This is a genomic window from Herbaspirillum rhizosphaerae (assembly GCF_046025915.1).
Classification (GTDB): domain Bacteria; phylum Pseudomonadota; class Gammaproteobacteria; order Burkholderiales; family Burkholderiaceae_D; genus Herbaspirillum; species Herbaspirillum rhizosphaerae_A.
Window position 1 is genome coordinate 79,654 of sequence record NZ_JAQQFR010000009.1, and the last position, 18,054, is coordinate 97,707.

17 protein-coding genes are annotated in these 18,054 nt (G+C 57.3%); 10 read left to right on the forward strand and 7 right to left on the reverse strand.

Translation table 11 applies throughout. From position 1 onward, the window contains the following. The first annotated feature begins 15 nt into the window (after window positions 1-15). Complete coding sequence (locus tag PQR63_RS14600) at window positions 16-1,170, forward strand: PepSY-associated TM helix domain-containing protein (RefSeq protein WP_408168684.1); 1,155 nt, start codon at window positions 16-18, stop codon at window positions 1,168-1,170. Further along, window positions 1,167-1,343 carry a hypothetical protein gene (locus PQR63_RS14605; protein ID WP_408168686.1) on the forward strand — a complete coding sequence of 59 codons (177 nt, stop codon included), beginning with the start codon at window positions 1,167-1,169 and terminating at the stop codon, window positions 1,341-1,343. Before PQR63_RS14600 ends, PQR63_RS14605 begins: the two co-directional genes overlap by 4 nt. An 18-nt stretch (window positions 1,344-1,361) precedes the next feature. Here PQR63_RS14605 and PQR63_RS14610 read toward each other — a convergent pair whose 3' ends face one another. Further along, window positions 1,362-1,952 (reverse strand): NUDIX domain-containing protein, encoded by a 591-nt coding sequence (locus tag PQR63_RS14610; protein ID WP_408168687.1) that lies wholly within the window; start codon window positions 1,950-1,952, stop codon window positions 1,362-1,364. Between the two features lie 206 nt (window positions 1,953-2,158). Between PQR63_RS14610 and PQR63_RS14615 the strand changes: the two genes are divergently transcribed. After that, the gene (locus PQR63_RS14615) at window positions 2,159-2,914 is read left to right on the forward strand and encodes a DeoR/GlpR family DNA-binding transcription regulator (protein WP_408168689.1); all 756 of its coding nucleotides are present in this window, start codon (window positions 2,159-2,161) and stop codon (window positions 2,912-2,914) included. An 18-nt stretch (window positions 2,915-2,932) separates the two neighbouring features. Here the strand turns inward: PQR63_RS14615 and PQR63_RS14620 are convergent, their stop codons facing one another. Then, window positions 2,933-3,448: a nucleoside deaminase gene (locus PQR63_RS14620; RefSeq protein ID WP_408168690.1), complete on the reverse strand. Its 516-nt coding sequence runs from the start codon at window positions 3,446-3,448 to the stop codon at window positions 2,933-2,935. A 224-nt stretch (window positions 3,449-3,672) separates the two neighbouring features. Between PQR63_RS14620 and PQR63_RS14625 the strand changes: the two genes are divergently transcribed. Continuing rightward, window positions 3,673-5,415, forward strand: coding sequence for a methyl-accepting chemotaxis protein (locus PQR63_RS14625; RefSeq protein ID WP_408168692.1), 1,743 nt, complete (start codon window positions 3,673-3,675; stop codon window positions 5,413-5,415). 14 nt (window positions 5,416-5,429) lie between these two features. Here PQR63_RS14625 and norR read toward each other — a convergent pair whose 3' ends face one another. Then, window positions 5,430-6,989 (reverse strand): nitric oxide reductase transcriptional regulator NorR, encoded by a 1,560-nt coding sequence (norR, locus tag PQR63_RS14630; RefSeq protein ID WP_408168694.1) that lies wholly within the window; start codon window positions 6,987-6,989, stop codon window positions 5,430-5,432. Between the two features lie 189 nt (window positions 6,990-7,178). Here norR and hmpA point away from each other — a divergent pair, with 189 nt between their 5' ends. Both hmpA and PQR63_RS14640 read left to right on the forward strand, forming a co-directional pair. Next, entirely contained in the window at window positions 7,179-8,360 is a 1,182-nt protein-coding gene (gene hmpA, locus PQR63_RS14635; RefSeq protein WP_408168696.1) for an NO-inducible flavohemoprotein, read from the forward strand. Between the two features lie 140 nt (window positions 8,361-8,500). Then, window positions 8,501-8,911 carry a hemerythrin domain-containing protein gene (locus PQR63_RS14640; protein ID WP_408168698.1) on the forward strand — a complete coding sequence of 137 codons (411 nt, stop codon included), beginning with the start codon at window positions 8,501-8,503 and terminating at the stop codon, window positions 8,909-8,911. A gap of 20 nt (window positions 8,912-8,931) precedes the next feature. On the opposite strand, the gene pdxR is transcribed toward PQR63_RS14640, so the two are convergent. Further along, complete coding sequence (gene pdxR, locus PQR63_RS14645; RefSeq protein ID WP_408168700.1) at window positions 8,932-10,380, reverse strand: MocR-like pyridoxine biosynthesis transcription factor PdxR; 1,449 nt, start codon at window positions 10,378-10,380, stop codon at window positions 8,932-8,934. 234 nt (window positions 10,381-10,614) lie between these two features. Between pdxR and PQR63_RS14650 the strand changes: the two genes are divergently transcribed. The 3 genes from PQR63_RS14650 to PQR63_RS14660 all read left to right on the forward strand — a co-directional run bounded on the left by PQR63_RS14650 (window position 10,615) and on the right by PQR63_RS14660 (window position 14,501). Continuing rightward, entirely contained in the window at window positions 10,615-11,055 is a 441-nt protein-coding gene (locus PQR63_RS14650; RefSeq protein ID WP_094563964.1) for a carboxymuconolactone decarboxylase family protein, read from the forward strand. Between the two features lie 25 nt (window positions 11,056-11,080). Next, entirely contained in the window at window positions 11,081-11,503 is a 423-nt protein-coding gene (locus PQR63_RS14655) for a cupin domain-containing protein (RefSeq protein WP_408168702.1), read from the forward strand. Between the two features lie 163 nt (window positions 11,504-11,666). Further along, complete coding sequence (locus PQR63_RS14660; RefSeq protein ID WP_408168704.1) at window positions 11,667-14,501, forward strand: FtsK/SpoIIIE family DNA translocase; 2,835 nt, start codon at window positions 11,667-11,669, stop codon at window positions 14,499-14,501. A gap of 114 nt (window positions 14,502-14,615) precedes the next feature. Here the strand turns inward: PQR63_RS14660 and PQR63_RS14665 are convergent, their stop codons facing one another. After that, complete coding sequence (locus tag PQR63_RS14665) at window positions 14,616-15,950, reverse strand: MFS transporter (protein WP_408168705.1); 1,335 nt, start codon at window positions 15,948-15,950, stop codon at window positions 14,616-14,618. A 275-nt stretch (window positions 15,951-16,225) separates the two neighbouring features. Beyond that, window positions 16,226-16,897 carry a CYTH domain-containing protein gene (locus PQR63_RS14670; protein WP_408168707.1) on the reverse strand — a complete coding sequence of 224 codons (672 nt, stop codon included), beginning with the start codon at window positions 16,895-16,897 and terminating at the stop codon, window positions 16,226-16,228. A gap of 158 nt (window positions 16,898-17,055) precedes the next feature. Between PQR63_RS14670 and PQR63_RS14675 the strand changes: the two genes are divergently transcribed. After that, window positions 17,056-17,589, forward strand: coding sequence for a hypothetical protein (locus PQR63_RS14675; RefSeq protein WP_408168708.1), 534 nt, complete (start codon window positions 17,056-17,058; stop codon window positions 17,587-17,589). A gap of 94 nt (window positions 17,590-17,683) precedes the next feature. Here PQR63_RS14675 and PQR63_RS14680 read toward each other — a convergent pair whose 3' ends face one another. Beyond that, window positions 17,684-17,890 carry a hypothetical protein gene (locus PQR63_RS14680; protein ID WP_007880888.1) on the reverse strand — a complete coding sequence of 69 codons (207 nt, stop codon included), beginning with the start codon at window positions 17,888-17,890 and terminating at the stop codon, window positions 17,684-17,686. Window positions 17,891-18,054: the final 164 nt, after the last annotated feature.

Sequence of the window (18,054 nt, forward strand, 5' to 3'; positions counted from 1 at the left end):
ACTAGGGAAGCCACTATGAAAGCGTCCACCCTGCGGACCTGGTATGCCATCCATCGCTGGACCAGCCTGATTTGCACCCTCAATCTGCTGGTGCTGTGCCTGACCGGCCTGCTGCTGATTTTTCACGACGACATCGATGATCTGCTCGGTCAGGGACACCCTGAACCGGCGCTGTCGCAAGCCACTGAAAAAGCCAAACCAACGGTGCAATCGTTGATCGATGTGGCGCAGGCAATGCACGCCGGGCAAGCCGCAAAATCGATTTTTTTCGGTGATGAAAATTTCGTCAATGTTCGCGTCGGCCCACCAGGAGACCCCAAGCTGGCCGTCGGCAAAAGCGTACAGTTCAACGGCGCCACGGGTGAGCGCAACAATACGGTGCCGGGCGAAACCGTCAGCGGCTTTATCCTCAAGCTGCATATCAATTTGTTCCTCGGCTTGCCCGGGCAATTGTTCATGGGCGTGATAGGTGTGATCTTCGTATTGAGTCTTGTCAGTGGGCTGATCTTGTATGCCCCCTTCATGCGCAAACTGGCCTTCGGCTTGCTACGTTTTGGTAAGACGACACGCGTTGTGAATGCCGATTTTCACAACCTGTTTGGCATCGTCGTGATGGTATGGGCGCTGGTGGTAGGACTCACCGGCACGTTTCTATCGTTCTCGCCGCTGATCCTGGGCTTGTGGCAAAAGACTGAGCTGAAACAGTTGATTGATACCCTGCCCGGCCCTGCACCATCGCATCTGGTGGCCGTGGACAAGGCGATCGACGCAGCAAAAACCGCCGTCCCCGGCAAAGACATCGCCTACGTGTTTTATCCAGGCACGGAATACTCGACCGGCCGCCACTACGGCGTCGTCTTGCGCGGGCATACCGAACTGGAAAAACGCGTCTTCACCATCGCCATGGTCGATGCGCAGAACGCCGATGTATCGGCAGTACGCGGCATGCCGTGGTATTTACAGGTACTGTTGTTGTCAGGCCCATTCCACTTTGGCAACTATGCCGGACGACCTCTGCAGATCCTGTGGGCCTTATTGACTATCATGACGGCGGGCGCGACCGTAACCGGCTTCGTGGTCTGGCTCAAGCGCCATCGGCGCGGCGCTTCTGCGAATGCGGCCACACCAGTTGAATCAGCATCATTGGAATTTAACGGAGAAAGAACATGAAGGGAACCTGGGGCATGCCGATCTTGCTCGGCGTCTTGTCGTTGGGCGGGTTGGCAGCAGGCATTTTCGGCGACGGTATCTGGGACTGGCTGTGCTGGATCGGCTTGGGCGTACCCGTGATCGTTGTTACGCGCCACATCTGGCGACAGTGGCGCGTTGCCCGAGTTTACTGATGGATTGTGAGTGATTGATTAGTTCGGTCCCGCGCCGAACAGATGCAATTGCGCGTATTGCAGCAACATGATGGTTTTACCGTCGGCGATCTCGCCCTCGGCAATCATCATCAGCGCCTGCTGAATCGGCACCTCCATCACTTCGATATCCTCGCCTTCCGCAACATTGCCGCCGCCCTCGCCTGCACGGTCATCACCGGCATATTCGCCGACAAAAAAGTGAAGCTTCTCAGTCACTGAGCCTGGACTCATGAACACTTCGAACACCTTGCGCACCTCACCCACGCGATAACCGGTTTCCTCCGCAACCTCCTCACGAATGCGCTGCTCGGGACTGGCATTGTCCAGCAAGCCGGCCGGCGTTTCGACCAAAAATCCGTCATGGCCGTCGCGATATGTCGGAAAACGGAATTGCCGGATCAGGATCACCGACCGCTTTTGCAGGTTGTACAGCAGGATGGTCGCGCCGTTGCCACGATCGTAAGTCTCGCGATTGAGGGTCTGCCAGACGCCGTCGGCGCGGCGATAGTCGAAGGTGGTTTTCTTCAGCAAATACCAATCGTCAGACAAGACCTCGACATTGCGGATGCGGACGCGCTCGTTTTCCATCTGTTTGCTCCTGTGCAGTGAATACGTGAATGCAGGCGTTGCCGTGTGCGGGAATATGCCTCCTTTATTTAAATTATCATGCAATATCGTGAAACATCAAGAATATTCGTGCAATAATTATCCAGTTAATTCACGAACTTGCACGTTTATGCACGTATTCTTGTACACTGCCACTCCTTGCTCCAATTGAATTCACCTGGAAATGCATGCTGACCAGCCAACGAAAAAAACATCTGCTTGATCTGCTGAGTCGCGACGGCCGCATTGTCGCCAAGCCCGTAAGCGAGCAACTGGAGGTGTCCGAAGACACCATCCGACGGGATTTACGTGAGCTGGCGAAGGAAGGTTTATTGCGGCGCGTGCATGGTGGCGCGTTGCCGATCACGCCACCGATGGTGATGTTCGCCAACCGTCAAGGCATCGAACCCGGTGCCAAGGCTGACATCGGCCGTGCTGCTGCGGCATTGGTGCAGCCTGGTCAGGTCGTATTCATTGACGGCGGCACGACTTGTGTCCAACTGGCGCGTCATCTCGCGCCTGATCTGCATGCGACCGTGGTCACGCACAGTCCGTCGATCGCAGTGGAATTGTCAACGCACGCCTACATCGACGTCATCATCATCGGCGGCAAGCTGTTCAAGCATTCGGTAGTGGCCATGGGCAGCAGCACCATTGGAGAAATCGCCAAAGTGCGCGCTGATCAATATTTCATGGGCGTATGCAGTCTGCATCCGCGTACCGGCATCACTTCGCTGGATTTTGAAGAAGCCGCAATCAAGCGCGCCTTCAGCCGGGCTGCCGCCGAAACCATCGTGCTGGCTTCCCCCGACAAGCTGGAAACGACTTCACCGTTCGAAATTGTCCCCCTGGACGAAGTCGGCCGTATCGTTGTCAATCGCGATACGGATCCCGAACTGATCGCACCTTATCAAGCGCAAGGCATCGAGATCACGCTGGCTTAAGTTCCGGATCCATCCGTTTTAGCGAGAAGCCCAGAAGCTGCGCTGCAACTCCACGATCTCATCGACCATGTCCGGCATCGGGCCGATCAGCTCGACCGGTTTCTGGCAATGGTCAAACACGTAGCGCGAATCCACGCTCATGGTCGGATTCTCCTTGTGGGCACCTGTTACGTCGAGCAACTGGCGCTCGGTCATCCCATACACCACCCGTCCGATATTGGCCCAGTACGCCGTACCGGCACACATGCAGCACGGCTCAACCGAGGTGTATAAGGTGCAGCTCCAGAGAAACTCAGGCGAGTAGTTCAACGCCGCAGTGCGCGCCAACACGGACTCGGCGTGATTGACCGTATCCACGTTGCATTGCTCCACCAGCACAGTCTCCTGATCGGGACCGACCAGGATTGCGCCGAAAGGATGGTGACCGATACTCACCGCGCGCTTGGCGACCTCGTTGGATCGATGCAAATGGCGGCGAATCTGATCCTGTGTCGGGCTCAAACCTTGCGCCGGAAAATCTGATGCTTGTTGCATGACATTGATCCTTTTCTCGTGTTTTTGAATAACGCTTCATTGATGTGAAGCAACTGCTATGCCACCTGCAAATCAGTACGGAATTACAAGATGCAAATTAACTAAAAATACATAAAAAATATTCGTATTTGTTTGAATAAAGTTAATTTCTATGCAATTCTAGAAAAGTGCATTCCTGCAGGAATGTGATGAAAAACTGCGATTCACACAGCGAGGAGACAACCATGAAATGGTTTTATAACTTAAAAATCGCTACCAAACTGATCTCGACTTTTTTGTCGATTATTGTGCTTGTTATTGGTCTGGGCATCTTCGCCATTGTCCAGCTCGACAAAGTCAATACAGCCTCGAGCGATATCGCAACCAACTGGTTACCATCCATACGCACACTGGCCCAACTCAAGTTTACCGCCGCCCGCGTCCGCAGCTTTGAGCAGCAGCATATCCTTGCATCCGAACCCAAGGAATTCGACGAGATAGAGCAGTCCGTCAACAAACAGATCGAGACCTTGCTTGCCTTGCGCAAGAAATATGAAGGTCAGATGACCGAACCGGCCGAACGTGCAGCGTTTCCAGAGGTATCAAAGGCCATCGATATTTTTGTCGGCGAGCATCCGAAGATCATCGCCCTGTCCCGTCAGAACAAGAACGAAGAAGCTCGCACCTTGCTCAAGGGAGACTCAACCAAAAACTATCGCCAGATGATCGATATGATCGACAAACTGGTCGAGGTCAATGATAACGGCTCGGAAGTCTCCAGCAAAACCGCCGACGACACCTACGCCAGCTCACGCATGTGGATCATCGGCATGCTGGTGGTCTGCGTGACACTTGCGCTGGCGCTGGCGATCTGGGTTGCACGTCTTATTTCGCAGCCGCTGGGCGAAGCCGTCAAGGTAGCCCGCCAGGTTGCCGACGGCGACCTGACTGCGGACATCCGGCAGAACAGCAATGACGAAACCGGACAATTGCTGGGGGCGCTGAAGCTGATGAACGACAATTTGCTGCGTATTGTCAGTAGCGTCCGCACCGGCACCGACACAATCTCGACGGCATCAAGCGAAATCGCCAGCGGCAACATGGACTTGTCGTCGCGCACCGAGCAACAGGCCGGCTCGCTGGAAGAAACCGCCTCGGCCATGGAAGAACTGACGTCGACCGTCAAACAGAATGCCGACAACGCGCGCCAGGCCAACCAACTTGCCGTATCTGCCTCGGAAGTGGCGGTTCAGGGCGGCAATGTCGTCGGTCAGGTGGTCAACACCATGGGTTCGATCAACGAGTCTTCGCGCAAGATTGTCGACATCATCAGCGTGATTGACGGTATCGCCTTCCAGACCAACATCCTGGCGCTGAACGCGGCAGTGGAAGCGGCTCGCGCCGGAGAACAAGGCCGTGGTTTTGCGGTCGTCGCCTCCGAAGTGCGTAGTCTGGCGCAGCGTTCTTCCGCTGCTGCGAAGGAGATCAAGACCTTGATCGATGACTCTGTCGCCAAGGTCGACGTCGGCAGCAGGCTGGTGGAGCAAGCCGGTACGACCATGGATGAGGTAGTGAGCAGCGTCAAACGCGTGACCGATATCGTCGGAGAAATTACGGCTGCCAGCCAGGAACAAAGTGTCGGCCTCGATGAAATCAACCGCGCCATTACGCAGATGGATGAGGTGACGCAACAAAATGCCGCGCTGGTGGAAGAAGCTGCTGCCGCGGCCCAGTCCTTGCAGGAGCAGGCCAGCAACCTGTCGCAGACGGTCAGCGTGTTCAAGCTGGATCGCAATGCCTTGTCCCAACCCAGCACACAGGTACATGCGGCTGCGCCCCTGAAGCGCACAATGAATATCACACCCAAGGCGGCCGCCCTGCCCGCCAGGACCAGCGTCAAATCCGCCGTACCGGCAACGGCGCCAAAGAAGTCCCTGACCAGCGAAGCACCGGCTCACGATGACGGCGGCTCATGGGAGCAGTTTTAAGACTGTAAGCTGCGCTACTTCAGCCCCAGGCGTTTTGCCATGCGGTTGAGGTTGGCGCGGTCAATACCCAGCTCGCGGGCGGTGGAAGCGACATTGCCACCATTGCGCGCCAGGCTGGCGCTGATCAGACGACGTTCGTAGGCGCTGACGGCATCACGCAGGCTGCTGCCGTTTTGCAGATCCAGCTCAGACTGGATCTGTTCTTCCTGCTCCGAGATCAGGGGCTTGACCTCATTGACCAGATCAAAATCTTCTGCCGCCAGCGTCAGGATGCGGGGACGTTCCGGCTGCTTTGCCAGCGCTTTGAGCGCAGTGCGCGCGATGACATGCTCCAGTTCACGCACATTGCCCGGCCAGCGATAACCAAGCAACACCTCCTGCGCGTCAGTGGCCAGGCGCAAGCTCAGCAAACCCAGCCGGAAACGGTTTTCTTCCAGGAAAAATCCGCTGATCAACAGAATATCGTGCCCACGTTCGCGCAACGGCGGCGCCAGCAATGGATAGACGCTTAACCGGTGGTAAAAGTCGGATCGGTAACGCCCTTGCCGCACCTCTTCTTCCAGATTGCGATTGGTCGCGGCAATGACTCGCACATCGACCTTATGCTCCTCATCCGATCCCACTCGCTGGATCTGTCCGCTCTGCAGCACGCGCAGCAGCTTGGCTTGCACCGCCAGCGACAGCTCGCCGACTTCATCGAGAAACAAGGTGCCGCCGTCGGCCAGCTCGAATTTTCCGCGCCGATCGCTGACGGCGCCGGAAAACGCACCACGCACGTGACCGAACAACTCGCTCTCCACCAGGGTTTCCGGCAAGGCGGCGCAATTGAGACTGATGATGGGTTTGCGCGCACGCGGCGAAGCGGCGTGGATGGCATTGGCGACCAGCTCTTTCCCGACGCCGGTTTCTCCGGTGATCAGCACGGTCATGTTGCTCGGCCCGGCCAGGCGGATTTCCTTCATCATTTTCTTGTGTGCCGGACTCTGGCCGATCAGCTCGCGCCGGCTCTGGTTTGCGGCCAGCCGATAGGCTTCGGCGCGTTGGCGCTCCTGCTCGCTGGTCTCTGCCAGATCGTGAATCCGTTCGGCGACATTGACAGTTGCCGCAGCCAGACTGGCGAAGGCTTGCAAAGACGCCGTATCGACCGAGTCGAAACGCCCTGCTCCCAACGCATCAAGCGTGAGCAATCCCCAGGGCCGACCATTCATGGTGATCTGGCACCCCATGCAATCGTGCACATGCAGTTCGCCGGAATGGGCTTCGACCAATCCGTCATAAGGATCCGGCAACGATGAGTTCGCCGGAAAGCGCGTCGGCGGCACGTTCGATAAGAGGATCCGAAACCGAGGGTGTTCGCTCACGCGAAAACGCCGGCCAAGGGTGTCACTGCTCAAGCCGTTGATGGCCAGCGGCACGAGCACTTCGCCATCAAGCCGCAACAAGGCCGCGGCGTCACACGGAAACAGCATGCGCAAGGTGTCGAGCAAGCGGCGATAGCGTTCACTGTCGTGCATCTCGCGCGACAAGTCGGCCATGAGGGGAATCAGCGCGTCCAGCAAGAGCTTTGGAGTCATTTTTACTCTTTTCGTGTCGATTTGACTCAGGTCAATTTGACTCGTCAAATTTCTAAGCAGCTGATTGTAAAGGATTTTTCATCTGGCATGGAGATTGTATAGAGGATAGGGACGAAATGATTTTTTGCAGCGACATTTCGATGTTTTTGCCGGTTGTCTCCGGCTAACCCATACAAAAAGAGGTTCTCCATGCTATCCGATGCTCACCGTGCCATCGTCAAGTCCACCGTTCCCCTGCTCGAAAGCGGCGGCGAAGCACTGACCACGCATTTCTACAAAATGCTGATGCGTGACTATCCCCAGGTCATCCCTTACTTCAATAAAGCGCACCAAGGCAGCGGCGATCAACAGCGTGCGCTGGCCAATGGTGTGCTGATGTATGCACGCCATATCGATCAGCTGGAGCAGCTCGGCGGCCTGGTCAGTACCATCGTCAACAAGCATGTCGCCTTGCAAATCCTGCCGGAGCATTATCCGATGGTCGGCGACTGCCTGCTGCGCGCCATCCGAGAAGTACTAGGCGCCGAGATCGCCACCGATCAGGTGATCGACGCCTGGGGCGCTGCCTACGGACAGCTGGCCGACATCCTGATCGGAGCTGAAGAAGGCATCTATAGCGCCAAAGAAACCGCCGACGGCGGCTGGCGCGGCATGCGCAAGTTCGTGGTCGTGCGCCGGGTCGACGAGAGCGATGAGATCACCTCCTTCTATTTTGCACCGGAAGACGGCAAGGCGATCCTGGCCTTCCAACCCGGTCAGTACATCGGTCTGCGCGTCGACATCGACGGCGAAGAAATGCGCCGCCAATACTCGCTGTCAGCCGCACCCAACAGCAAGATGTACCGCATCAGCGTCAAGCGCGAGCCGAACGGCAAGGTGTCGAACTATCTGCACGACCACATGACGGTCGGCAAAAGCATCGACCTGATGCCACCTTCCGGCGAGTTCACACTGACCGCCAGCGACAAACCGCTGGTGCTGATCAGCGGCGGCGTCGGCATCACCCCGATGCTGGCGATGCTGGATGCAGCGCTGCCGACCAAGCGTCCGGTTGTGTTTATCCACGCGGCGCGCCACGGTGGCGTGCATGCTTTCGGCAAGAAAATCGCCGATCTGGCGCAAGAGCATCCGCAATTGCAGCACTACATCTGCTATGAGCAGCCGCGTGAACAAGATCCGGCACCGCATGCGACCGGCTATCTCGATCGCGACAAGCTGGGCAGCTGGCTGCCGGCATCGATGGACGTGGATGCCTACTTCGTCGGTCCCAAGTCCTTCATGAAAGCCATCAAGCGTCACCTGAGCGACCTCGGCGTGCCGGCGGCGCAAAGCCGCTACGAGTTCTTCGGCCCGGCTTCGTCGCTGGATTGATAGCGAAATAGTCTCAAGTGTTGCGAGGTTTGCGCCGGATCGGACTGGTTCGCTCGATATGAATCACCGCGATCCGGCGCTTTTTTATCTTTCATCTTATTTCGGGCCTGACAGGCAAGACAGGCTTAGCGAGTACCACCATGAACATCGACAAATACAAACATCAGCATATAGCTATTTTCAACAGCATCCGCCAGCTCAAAGAGTTGTCGCATGAAGGGATTCCTCAGAACGCCGCCGACATTGCAGCCTTGGTCATCAAGATGAGTTCTGTGATCAAGCTGCATCTGTCCATTGAGGACAAATTCCTCTATCCCGCGCTGCAGGAAGCCAACAATCCTCGACTGGCAATGCTGGGAAAGCAGTATCAGCATGAAATGACGCATATTGCTGAAACTTACGGTGAGTTTGCGCGCAAATGGAATGATGCCGGACACCTGATCGCCGATCCGGAAGGCTTTCGCACCGAGGCAAACCGTGTACTGAAGATCCTGTTTGAACGCATGCAGCGCGAAGACCGTGATTTCTATCCGATGATTGAAGTTGCCTGAGCCCAGCCCCTGCCTGGTCCCTATTGGCTCAGTTCCGTCAAGATCGTCGCCACACGCCCCAAGGCCACCTCGATGTCGAGTGATTCGATCGCTCCATAGCCGAAGAACAAGGCCGGTTGTGGCTTGGCCTCGTAGTAAAACTCGTCCAGCGTATAAAGCGCGACATCGACACGCCGCGCCAGCCGCAGCAGTTGCGTCATATCGACCTCGGCGGTCATCTCCGCCGCCAGATGGAAACCGGCGTTGGTCGGCACCGCACGCATCCATGGCTGGAGGTCGCCATTGAACGCCGCGTGCAGCTTTTCGCGCCGGGCGACATAGATGCCATGGCAACGGCGAATATGCTTTTGCAGATAGCCCTCGTCGATGAATTTGGTCATTGCCCATTGCGTCATGGTCGGCGTATGCCAGTCCGAGAGTCCCTTGACGATCGTCATGGCGCGGCGGATGGCCGGCGGCGCAATAACATAGCCCACACGCAGTTCCGGATTGATGGTCTTTGAGAAGGTGCCGACAAAGGCGACCAGGCCGTCAACATCCAGGCTCTGTAAGGAATCCAGCGGCCGTCCTTCATAACGGAACTCACTGTCGTAATCGTCTTCGATGACGATCGCCCTCAGTTCACGCGCGCGTTCCAGCAAGGCCTCGCGGCGATCCGCGCTCATCGGCATGCCAAGCGGAAACTGATGCGCCGGCGTGACATAAATAAGGCGCGTGCCGTCCGGAATGCGATCAACCTGCATACCCTCGTTGTCGACTGGGACGCCAACAACATTGGCCCCCTGTGCAGCAAACAGCATGCGCGCCGGTGGATAGCCGGGATCTTCCACCGCGACCACGCTACCGGGCTCGACCAGTACGCGGGCGATCAGATCCAAGGCCTGTTGCGCGCCATTGGTCACAAGTACGTCGGACGCCGTGCATTGCACCCCGCGCGCGAACGAAACATGGCGCGCTATCGCCTCGCGCAGCGCGGGCAAACCTTCTGTTTCTGCATAAAACCCACTGCTGTTGCTGCTTTGGCGCAATCCATAAAGTACACATTGTCGCCACTCTTCCTGCGGAAATTGCCGGCGCACCGGAATGCCACCCTGAAAGTCATACTGCGAGCGTGTCTCCGGGCCGATATGCCGCATCGACAACGGAAAGGATTGATTCAGCCAATGTTCGATGAGTTTGCCGGCGGCGAGATCCTGGCTTTCGAAACGTTTCGGTTTCGGCTTGGCCTCTGCCGGCGTATTGACGAAGGTGCCGCTGCCTATCTGGCCGACCAGCAGTTTGTCGAGCGTCAGGCGGCTATAGGCTTCGGAGACGGTTTTGCGCGACAAACCGAGCTGCGTTGCCAACAGCCGTGACGGCGGCACCTGCTCTCCCGGCGCCAGACGGCCAGTCAGGATGGCGTCGCGCAGCTGGCGATAAACCTGCCCGGCGAGGTCTTTGCTTCCTTCGATGACGATGTGCAGTTCCATGAGGTCTCCGCAAGCCAGTTGTGGTTGTTCTTGTCATCGCTGATTCTAGCGGTACCGATGGAAGTGGTCTCCTGATTTTTCGAGAAATTGGTTATTCGTGAAGGGCATTGGACTCCTTAAGATGACGTCACTGGCTAAGCAAAAACGGCAACCGAACATGGCCCCGCTGACGCCTATTAACGATTTATCTGCCTCACTAACTGACTTTTTAATCCACTCTCAAGGAGCATTACCATGGAACAACGCGTCGATTTCTACAAAGCTTCCCCTGAAGTCCTGAAGGGCATGATTGCACTCGAAAACGTGGTCGGCAAACTCGGCCTCGAAACCTCCCTGCTGGAACTGGTTCGCCTGCGTGTCTCGCTGATCAACGGCTGCGCCTTCTGCGTCGATATGCACACCGCCGACGCCCGCAAGGCCGGCGAAACTGAACGCCGCCTCTACGCGGTGCCGGTCTGGCGCGAAACCCCGTTCTTCACTGAACGTGAACGCGCAGCCTTGGCCTGGAGCGAATCACTGACCTTGATTTCCCAAACCGGTGCACCTGACGAAGACTATGCGCTGGTACGCGCGCAGTTCAGCGATGCCGAGCTGGTCAACCTGACTCTGGCCATCAACACCATCAACGCCTGGAACCGTTTTGCGATCGGCTTCCGCAAGATGCCTGTTGCCTGAGACGACAAGGAACAAGGAGCCTGACGTGAGATTCATCTTTACTGCAAAAAGCGCCCTGCTGGTGGCTTTGCTGGCCATGGCGGCCGGTGCCGGCGCCCATGACGGCAAACACGGCGACGAAGTCGTCACGCCATTGCAGCATCAGACCCTGTCCGATGATGCACCCGGCAAAAGCGGCGTCATGGCCGTGGTGGCCTACGGCCCCGGCGAAAGCTCGGTCGCCCACCGTCATCCCGGTTCGATCTTTGCCTATGTGCTTGAGGGCGAAGTCGTGTCGCAGCTGCAAGGCGGCGCGACTGTCACTTACAAGGCCGGCGAATCCTGGTACGAAGCGCCGAACACACCGCATCTGGTGTCGCGCAACCCCAGCGCCACCAAACCGGCCAAACTGCTGGTCTGGTCGCTGGTGCAGGATGGCCAGCCACTGACCGTGCCGCTGGAAAAGTAGACCGCGAAACAAGCCTCCCCCAGCCCGTTTCCACCCCATAAATGCATCTGCATCTTGGGAAGCGGGCTTTTTTCTGCCTGACTCTCTCCGATTTTTTAGCCGATTTACAGATTTCCCCGCTGGAAATTTCAGTTTGGGGGCCGGCTTCCTGTAAACTTAGGGGATGCGCTTATTTTTACTTGATTGGTTCGGCTGGTCGTTTTTGTGGATACTGCCCCTGCTCGGCAGAGTATTGGTGTCTTTGCTGTCCGGCAAAGGCTTGCGCGGGCGCGGCGCCATCCGCATCTGGCTGGGCACGCTGATCGTCCTCTGTGCCAGTAGCGCCATTGAAGCCATGCTCAGAAGCCAGGGCGATGTCGCTCTGGAAAGCGATTTCTTCGGCCAGGCGCTGGCGCGCGGCATCTCCGCAAGCTTTGGCAAGCTGCTCGGCGTACTTGCCTTGATGGCAAGCGGTTTGCTGGGATTGTTCTGGCTGTTCGGACGCAGTCGCAAGGTTGTTGCCGAAGACAAGTCCGATACCGCCGGTTTGCCGCTGCAGGCATCCGTGGCACGCCGCACGCAAGCCAATATCCCACCGACCGTACGCAATTTGCCCGCCAGCCAGGCGCCAAAAGTCACTGGATCCGTCAAGCCGCTACCATCACGGCAACCACAGCAGCCTCCGCAGCCTTTCGGCAACCTTACCCGTAAACGCGATCCATGGCCGCTGCCTAACGAAATGCCGCGCAGCGCCAATCCATCGCAAACGCCCGCCGGCAATTGGCCGACTGCGCCACGTTCGACTGAACCACTCAAGCGCCCGGCTCGTCCGGCTTCCGAATGGGCGCCGTTTGAAGCCTTGCGCCCGACGCAAGCCATGCTGGCGCGCTCCAGTTCGATGCAAGCCGCAGAACCTGCGCCAGCAGCGGCGCATCTGACAACGCAAAAGCCTTCGCTTGCCAACAGCATCATCAGCAAACCACGGATTACGCCGATTCCAGGCAGCAGCACCAAGGTGCGCATCAGTACTGCCGCCGACCGCAGCCACGCGATCCCGACCTCGTTGAGCGCGACGCTGGCGTCACGCCTGCCATCTCATGCCGCTCCTGCGGTGGCGCAAACAGTGCTTACGCCATCAGTACCTCCTATAACGCCAGCAGTTACTCCTTCTTTGGTACCGGTGGCTGCTACGGTTGCGACAGCGACGGCCGCACCAGTGATAACGCAGCAAGTCTTTGCCGAAACCATCTCCGCGTCAACGTCACCGCCGTTCGATCAGCCGGAACCAGAAGCCGTTGTCGCTCCCCAGGCATTCAACATTGTCGAGTCACGCGTCGAACCTGTCTGGGAGCCCCCTGTCGCTCCTGCTACTCCAGTCGCTGCGCCTGAGACGACGCTGCTGTTTGATACTCCCGAAGAGCACTATATCGCTGCACCTGCGGCTCCGATGCAGATCCGCACCTGGACGCAAACGCCTCCCGCAGCGCAACAAGCGATGGCGCCGGTTGTAGAGATATCGGCAGCCTATCGTCCGACCGATATTCCTTTGCCTGGCATCGAGTTGCTCGATCAGGGCAGCGACATGCCGGTAGAGATGGACGAAGCCCAGTTGGTTGAAATCGGCCAGCTGATCGAGCAGCGCCTGAAAGAATTCAAAGTCCCGGTCACCGTGCTGGGTGCCTACGCCGGGCCGGTGATTACCCGTTTCGAGATCGAACCGGCATTGGGCGTGCGCGGTGCGCAGATCGTCAATCTGATGAAAGATCTGGCGCGTGCGCTCGGCCTGACCTCGATTCGCGTGGTGGAGACCATTCCCGGCAAGACATGCATGGGCCTGGAATTGCCGAATCCCAAGCGGCAAATGATCCGTCTCGCCGAAATCATCCAGTCAGAAGCCTATGCGCGCTCCGCCTCGCATCTGACACTCGCCATGGGCAAGGACATCACCGGCGTACCGGTGGCGACCGACCTCGCACGTGCACCGCATATGCTGGTGGCAGGTACGACCGGTTCGGGCAAATCGGTGGCGATCAACGCCATGATTCTGTCGCTGCTCTACAAGGCAACGCCGGACGAAGTGCGCCTGATCATGATCGACCCCAAGATGCTGGAATTGTCGGTCTATGACGGCATCCCTCACCTGTTGGCGCCGGTGGTCACCGACATGAAGCTGGCTGCGCACGCGCTGTCGTGGTGTGTGGCGGAAATGGACAAGCGCTATCGCCTGATGTCGGCGCTGGGCGTACGTAACCTGGCTGGTTACAACCAGAAGATTGCCGATGGTGTTGCCGCTGAGAAGTACGTCAAGAATCCGTTCTCCCTCACACCGGATGCGCCGGAGCCGCTGGATCGTCTGCCAATGATCGTGGTGGTCATCGACGAATTGGCCGATCTGATGATGGTCGCCGGCAAGAAGATCGAAGAACTCATCGCCCGTCTGGCGCAAAAAGCGCGTGCCGCCGGGATTCACCTGATTCTGGCAACGCAGCGGCCATCGGTCGACGTCATTACCGGTCTGATCAAGGCGAATATCCCGACACGCGTGGCTTTCCAGGTGTCGTCCAAGATTGACTCGCGCACGGTGCTGGATCAGATGGGCGCAGAGACCTTGCTCGGCCACGGCGACATGCTATTCCTGCCGCCGGGATCGGGCTATCCGCAACGCGTGCATGGCGCTTTTGTATCGGATGAAGAAGTACACCGCGTGGTGGAACATCTGAAGGCCCACGGCGAGCCGCAATACGAGGAGGCAATTTTGGCCGGTCCGGCCTCGGAAGAGCCGCAGCAAGGCGATATGTTTGGTGAGCCGGGCGACGAAAGCGATCCGCTGTACGACGAAGCCGTAGCCTATGTCACCCGCAGCCGCCGCGCGTCGATCTCGTCAGTGCAGCGCCAGTTCCGTATCGGCTACAACCGTGCGGCGCGACTGGTGGAGCAGATGGAGGCGGCTGGCATCCTGTCCTCCATGTCCAAGAGCGGTGCCCGCGATGTGCTCGCACCGCCGCCCCCTGATTTATAACGAACCTGCAGCGCCGTCGTCCTGAAGAAAGTCAGGACCCAGCGTCGTATCGACGTTTGTCACGACACTGGGTCCCGGCGTTCGCTGGGACGACAGCAAAACGCTCGGACAGTCTTATTTTTCCGCTTTAGATGTCTTGCTGATAAACGCAAAGATCATCACCGTCGCCATGAACTCAACAATGGCGATGGTGGTCAGGCCCTTGCCATATTGTCCGGTTGTGGTCTTCAGATAACCCAGCAATTGCGGGGAAAAATAGCCCGACAGATTCGCCACCGAATTGATCACGGCCAGCCCCACCACAATCGCCGTACCCGACAGGAAGCGCCCCGGCAATTGCCAAAACACCGGAATAGCGCCCATCGTGCCGGCCGAGGATAACGCCAGCGCAAACACCACACCCGCAGCACTCTTCTGCCCCAGAAAATAAGCCGCCAGCAACAGCCCGATTGCACCAATGGCGGCAGCCACGGCGGTATGGATGCGCACTTCCTTGTTGCGATCCGACAGATAACCGTTGAGCAGCATGCCGAACCATCCGCAGCAATAGATGCCGCCCATGACCCACCCCAGGGTCTTGATATCGGTGAAACCGACTTCTTTTACCAGACTCGGGCCGTAATACACCAGCGTCGCGTTACCGGCGATGATGCAGAAAAAGACGGCAATCAAGGCCCACATGCGCGCACTGCGCAGCGAAGCAAAGAAGCTGTGTTCACGCGGCCCCAAAGCCTGATCTTCTGCCGACAATTCGGTCTCGACGTGGGCCTTTTCACGGTCGCTGAGCCACTTGGCGTCGCGCGGCCGGTCGGTCAGCAGAAAATACGCAGCCAGCCCGGCCACGATCGATGGAATGCCTTCGATGATAAAGAGCCACTGCCAGCCCTTGAAACCGCCAAGACCTTGCGACAATTCCATGATGTACGCCGCCAGCGGGCTGCCTAGCACCAGCGACACCGCTGACGCAGAGACGAACACACCCAGGGCCTTGCCACGCCGATGCGTCGGCAGCCAATAGGTCAGATACAGAATCACGCCCGGTTGCAATCCGGCTTCGAAAGCGCCCATCAGAAAGCGCAGGATATAAAACTGCGTGGATGTCTGCACCCAGGCCATCAGCACGCAGGTAATGCCCCAGCCGATGGTGATGCGCATAATGGTTTTGCGCGCGCCGAACTTTTGCAGCGCCAGATTGCTTGGCACCTCAAAAATGAAATAACCGATGAAGAAGATCCCTGCGCCGGCACCATAGACGGCGTCCGACCAGGCCAGATCGCTCATCATGGTCAGCTTGGCGAAACCGACGTTGACGCGGTCAACCCAGGCCAAAAACCAGATCAGCGTGACGAAAGGAATGATGCGCCAGACAATGCGGCGAAATGTGACGTCGCGCTCTTCAACGCTGCCGGCGGCTGGTATTGGTGCTGTTGTTGCTGCAATGGTGTTCATGTGTCCCCCCAGACGAAGTCAATGCGGATGACGGCGCTGGTCTCGCTATTTCAATCGTTTTGCGTGGGGTTGCGCCCGTGATTACGCCTCATATCAGTGCAAAACAGTGGAAATCGCCAGACAAAAGCCGTCTTTCTCCGGCAAGCAGCATCCATGCCACTACTGGAAAAAGACATCATTGAAATGTTGGGAAGAATTGTTGCGATGGATTATTGCGCCAGCAAGCCATCCGATCGAGGGGAACGGGTCTGTAAAAAAACTGCTGGAAAAGAGGGTTACAGCGCGCTGTCACCTTCAGGAAACCGCAGCGCAAATCCACGTTGCGCTTTGCTGATATTGCTCGGCTCCAGTGTGATCGCCTGCCGCAGCGATTCTGAAAATGCCAGCAAGACCTCGGTCTGCCCGGACTTGAGTTCCAGCTCAATCTCGCACAAGGCTTCACTACGCACTCCTGCCGAGACAAAACCCTGATCCAGCGCCAGTTCGACGACGGTATCCTGCGGCAGGTTCAGCATCCAGATGGTTCGCAAAAAGCTGGTGGTGAAGACTTCCCGCAATTGCTCCGCCAGATGCGGTGCCTCCAGCGCTTCGCGCGCGGCAGGATTGTCCACCAGCGGCAGCAGACTATCGAGATCGATCTCCGGGCCGGGAACCTCGCACTCCCATTCATGGCGCTGGTGCAAGCCGGCGTCAACGCGACCGCCGCCTTTGTAGGTTTGCAACCACTTGTCGCCGACTTTGCGCACCCGCAACGCCGAACGATGCTTCTTCAAATGCAAGGCAGGCGTGTCGACATAGATGCTGAACAAGCCCTGCAGCTCCGGTGCGCCGGAGGAATATTCCCTCAACAGCGGCAATTGATTAAAGGCGTCGACATCGCCTGGAGCGATGGATAGTTTGAGTTCGATTTCCATGGTCGGGAGTTTAACCGCAATTTCACTTAACATTTATTACCGTTTGTTTCGCGATTAGGCCCAAACACAAAATTTAATTTTCTCAAAGAAATAGCTTGTTACATAGCAATGCGAGGCATGTGGATGATTGTGAGCATGGGCTGTCATATTCCACTATCATGGCGGGCCTTGCTCCATCTTGACTGCGTTCCATGTCCGACCACCCTTCCGATCTCCCCGATAGCGACAATACCAACGATCAAACCACCGATGTTTCCGATGTCATTCACGAGCCGCGCTTATGGCGCGACGAGGGTTGGACGGCGCGCATCATCAAGAACGACGACGATGACGGCTGGGCTGTCGAAATGACACGCGAAGGCGAGCGCGAACCGACGCTGATCGGTCCCTGGACCATGGGCCGCGACAAGAAGAACCCAAAACCGATGGACAAGCCGGCCTTTAATACGCTGGTGAAAACAGCATCGGAATTCCGCCGCCGCAGCGAGCAGCAGCTGCATGCGCAACTGCACAAGAACATTACCGTCGATAGCGCCGAAGGCAGCATCAAGGTGACGCTGGATATCGTGCCCGATGATGACTTCCCTTACGCCGATCTGAAAGCATGGGATGAAGCCGGAGAGTTGCTGGCCAAGGTGCAGGTCGCACCGAATTTCAAACTGAGTGCAGCCAGCGCCGAGCGCTGGGTGGAAGGCGGCTATCGTAAGCCGAGCAGCGGCGGTTAATCAGTCACTGGTTGAATCGTATAAATAAAAACGGCAGACGCGATGTCTGCCGTTTAGCTTTGTGCCTGTTTGTATGCTGATGACTAAATGTCTGTCACACGCGATAGATTTTTTCTCCGGTCTGAACGATCTTGAATTTGGCGTCCGATAAAGGATCAAGCGCCCGTCCATCGTTCAGTTTGTAGGTTTTGAGACCTTCCGGTGCAGTCTTGTCCGCCTCTTCGATTGGCGTCTGGTACACCTCTACGTGATAGGCAGCTCCGGTCTTGCCTTTAGCGTCGAATTTCTCAACCAAATCCATACGTGTCTCCTTATGTGTTCAGGTCAGTACCGGATATAAAGATAGCAGATTTATTTTTGAGTGGGAGAGAGATTTCGGCTTGTTTCACTTTCTTTTGCGTCGGGTTTCGCACGAAAACGTAAAAACATGGAAAACTAGCGCATCTCATCACAGGCGCCGTTTCC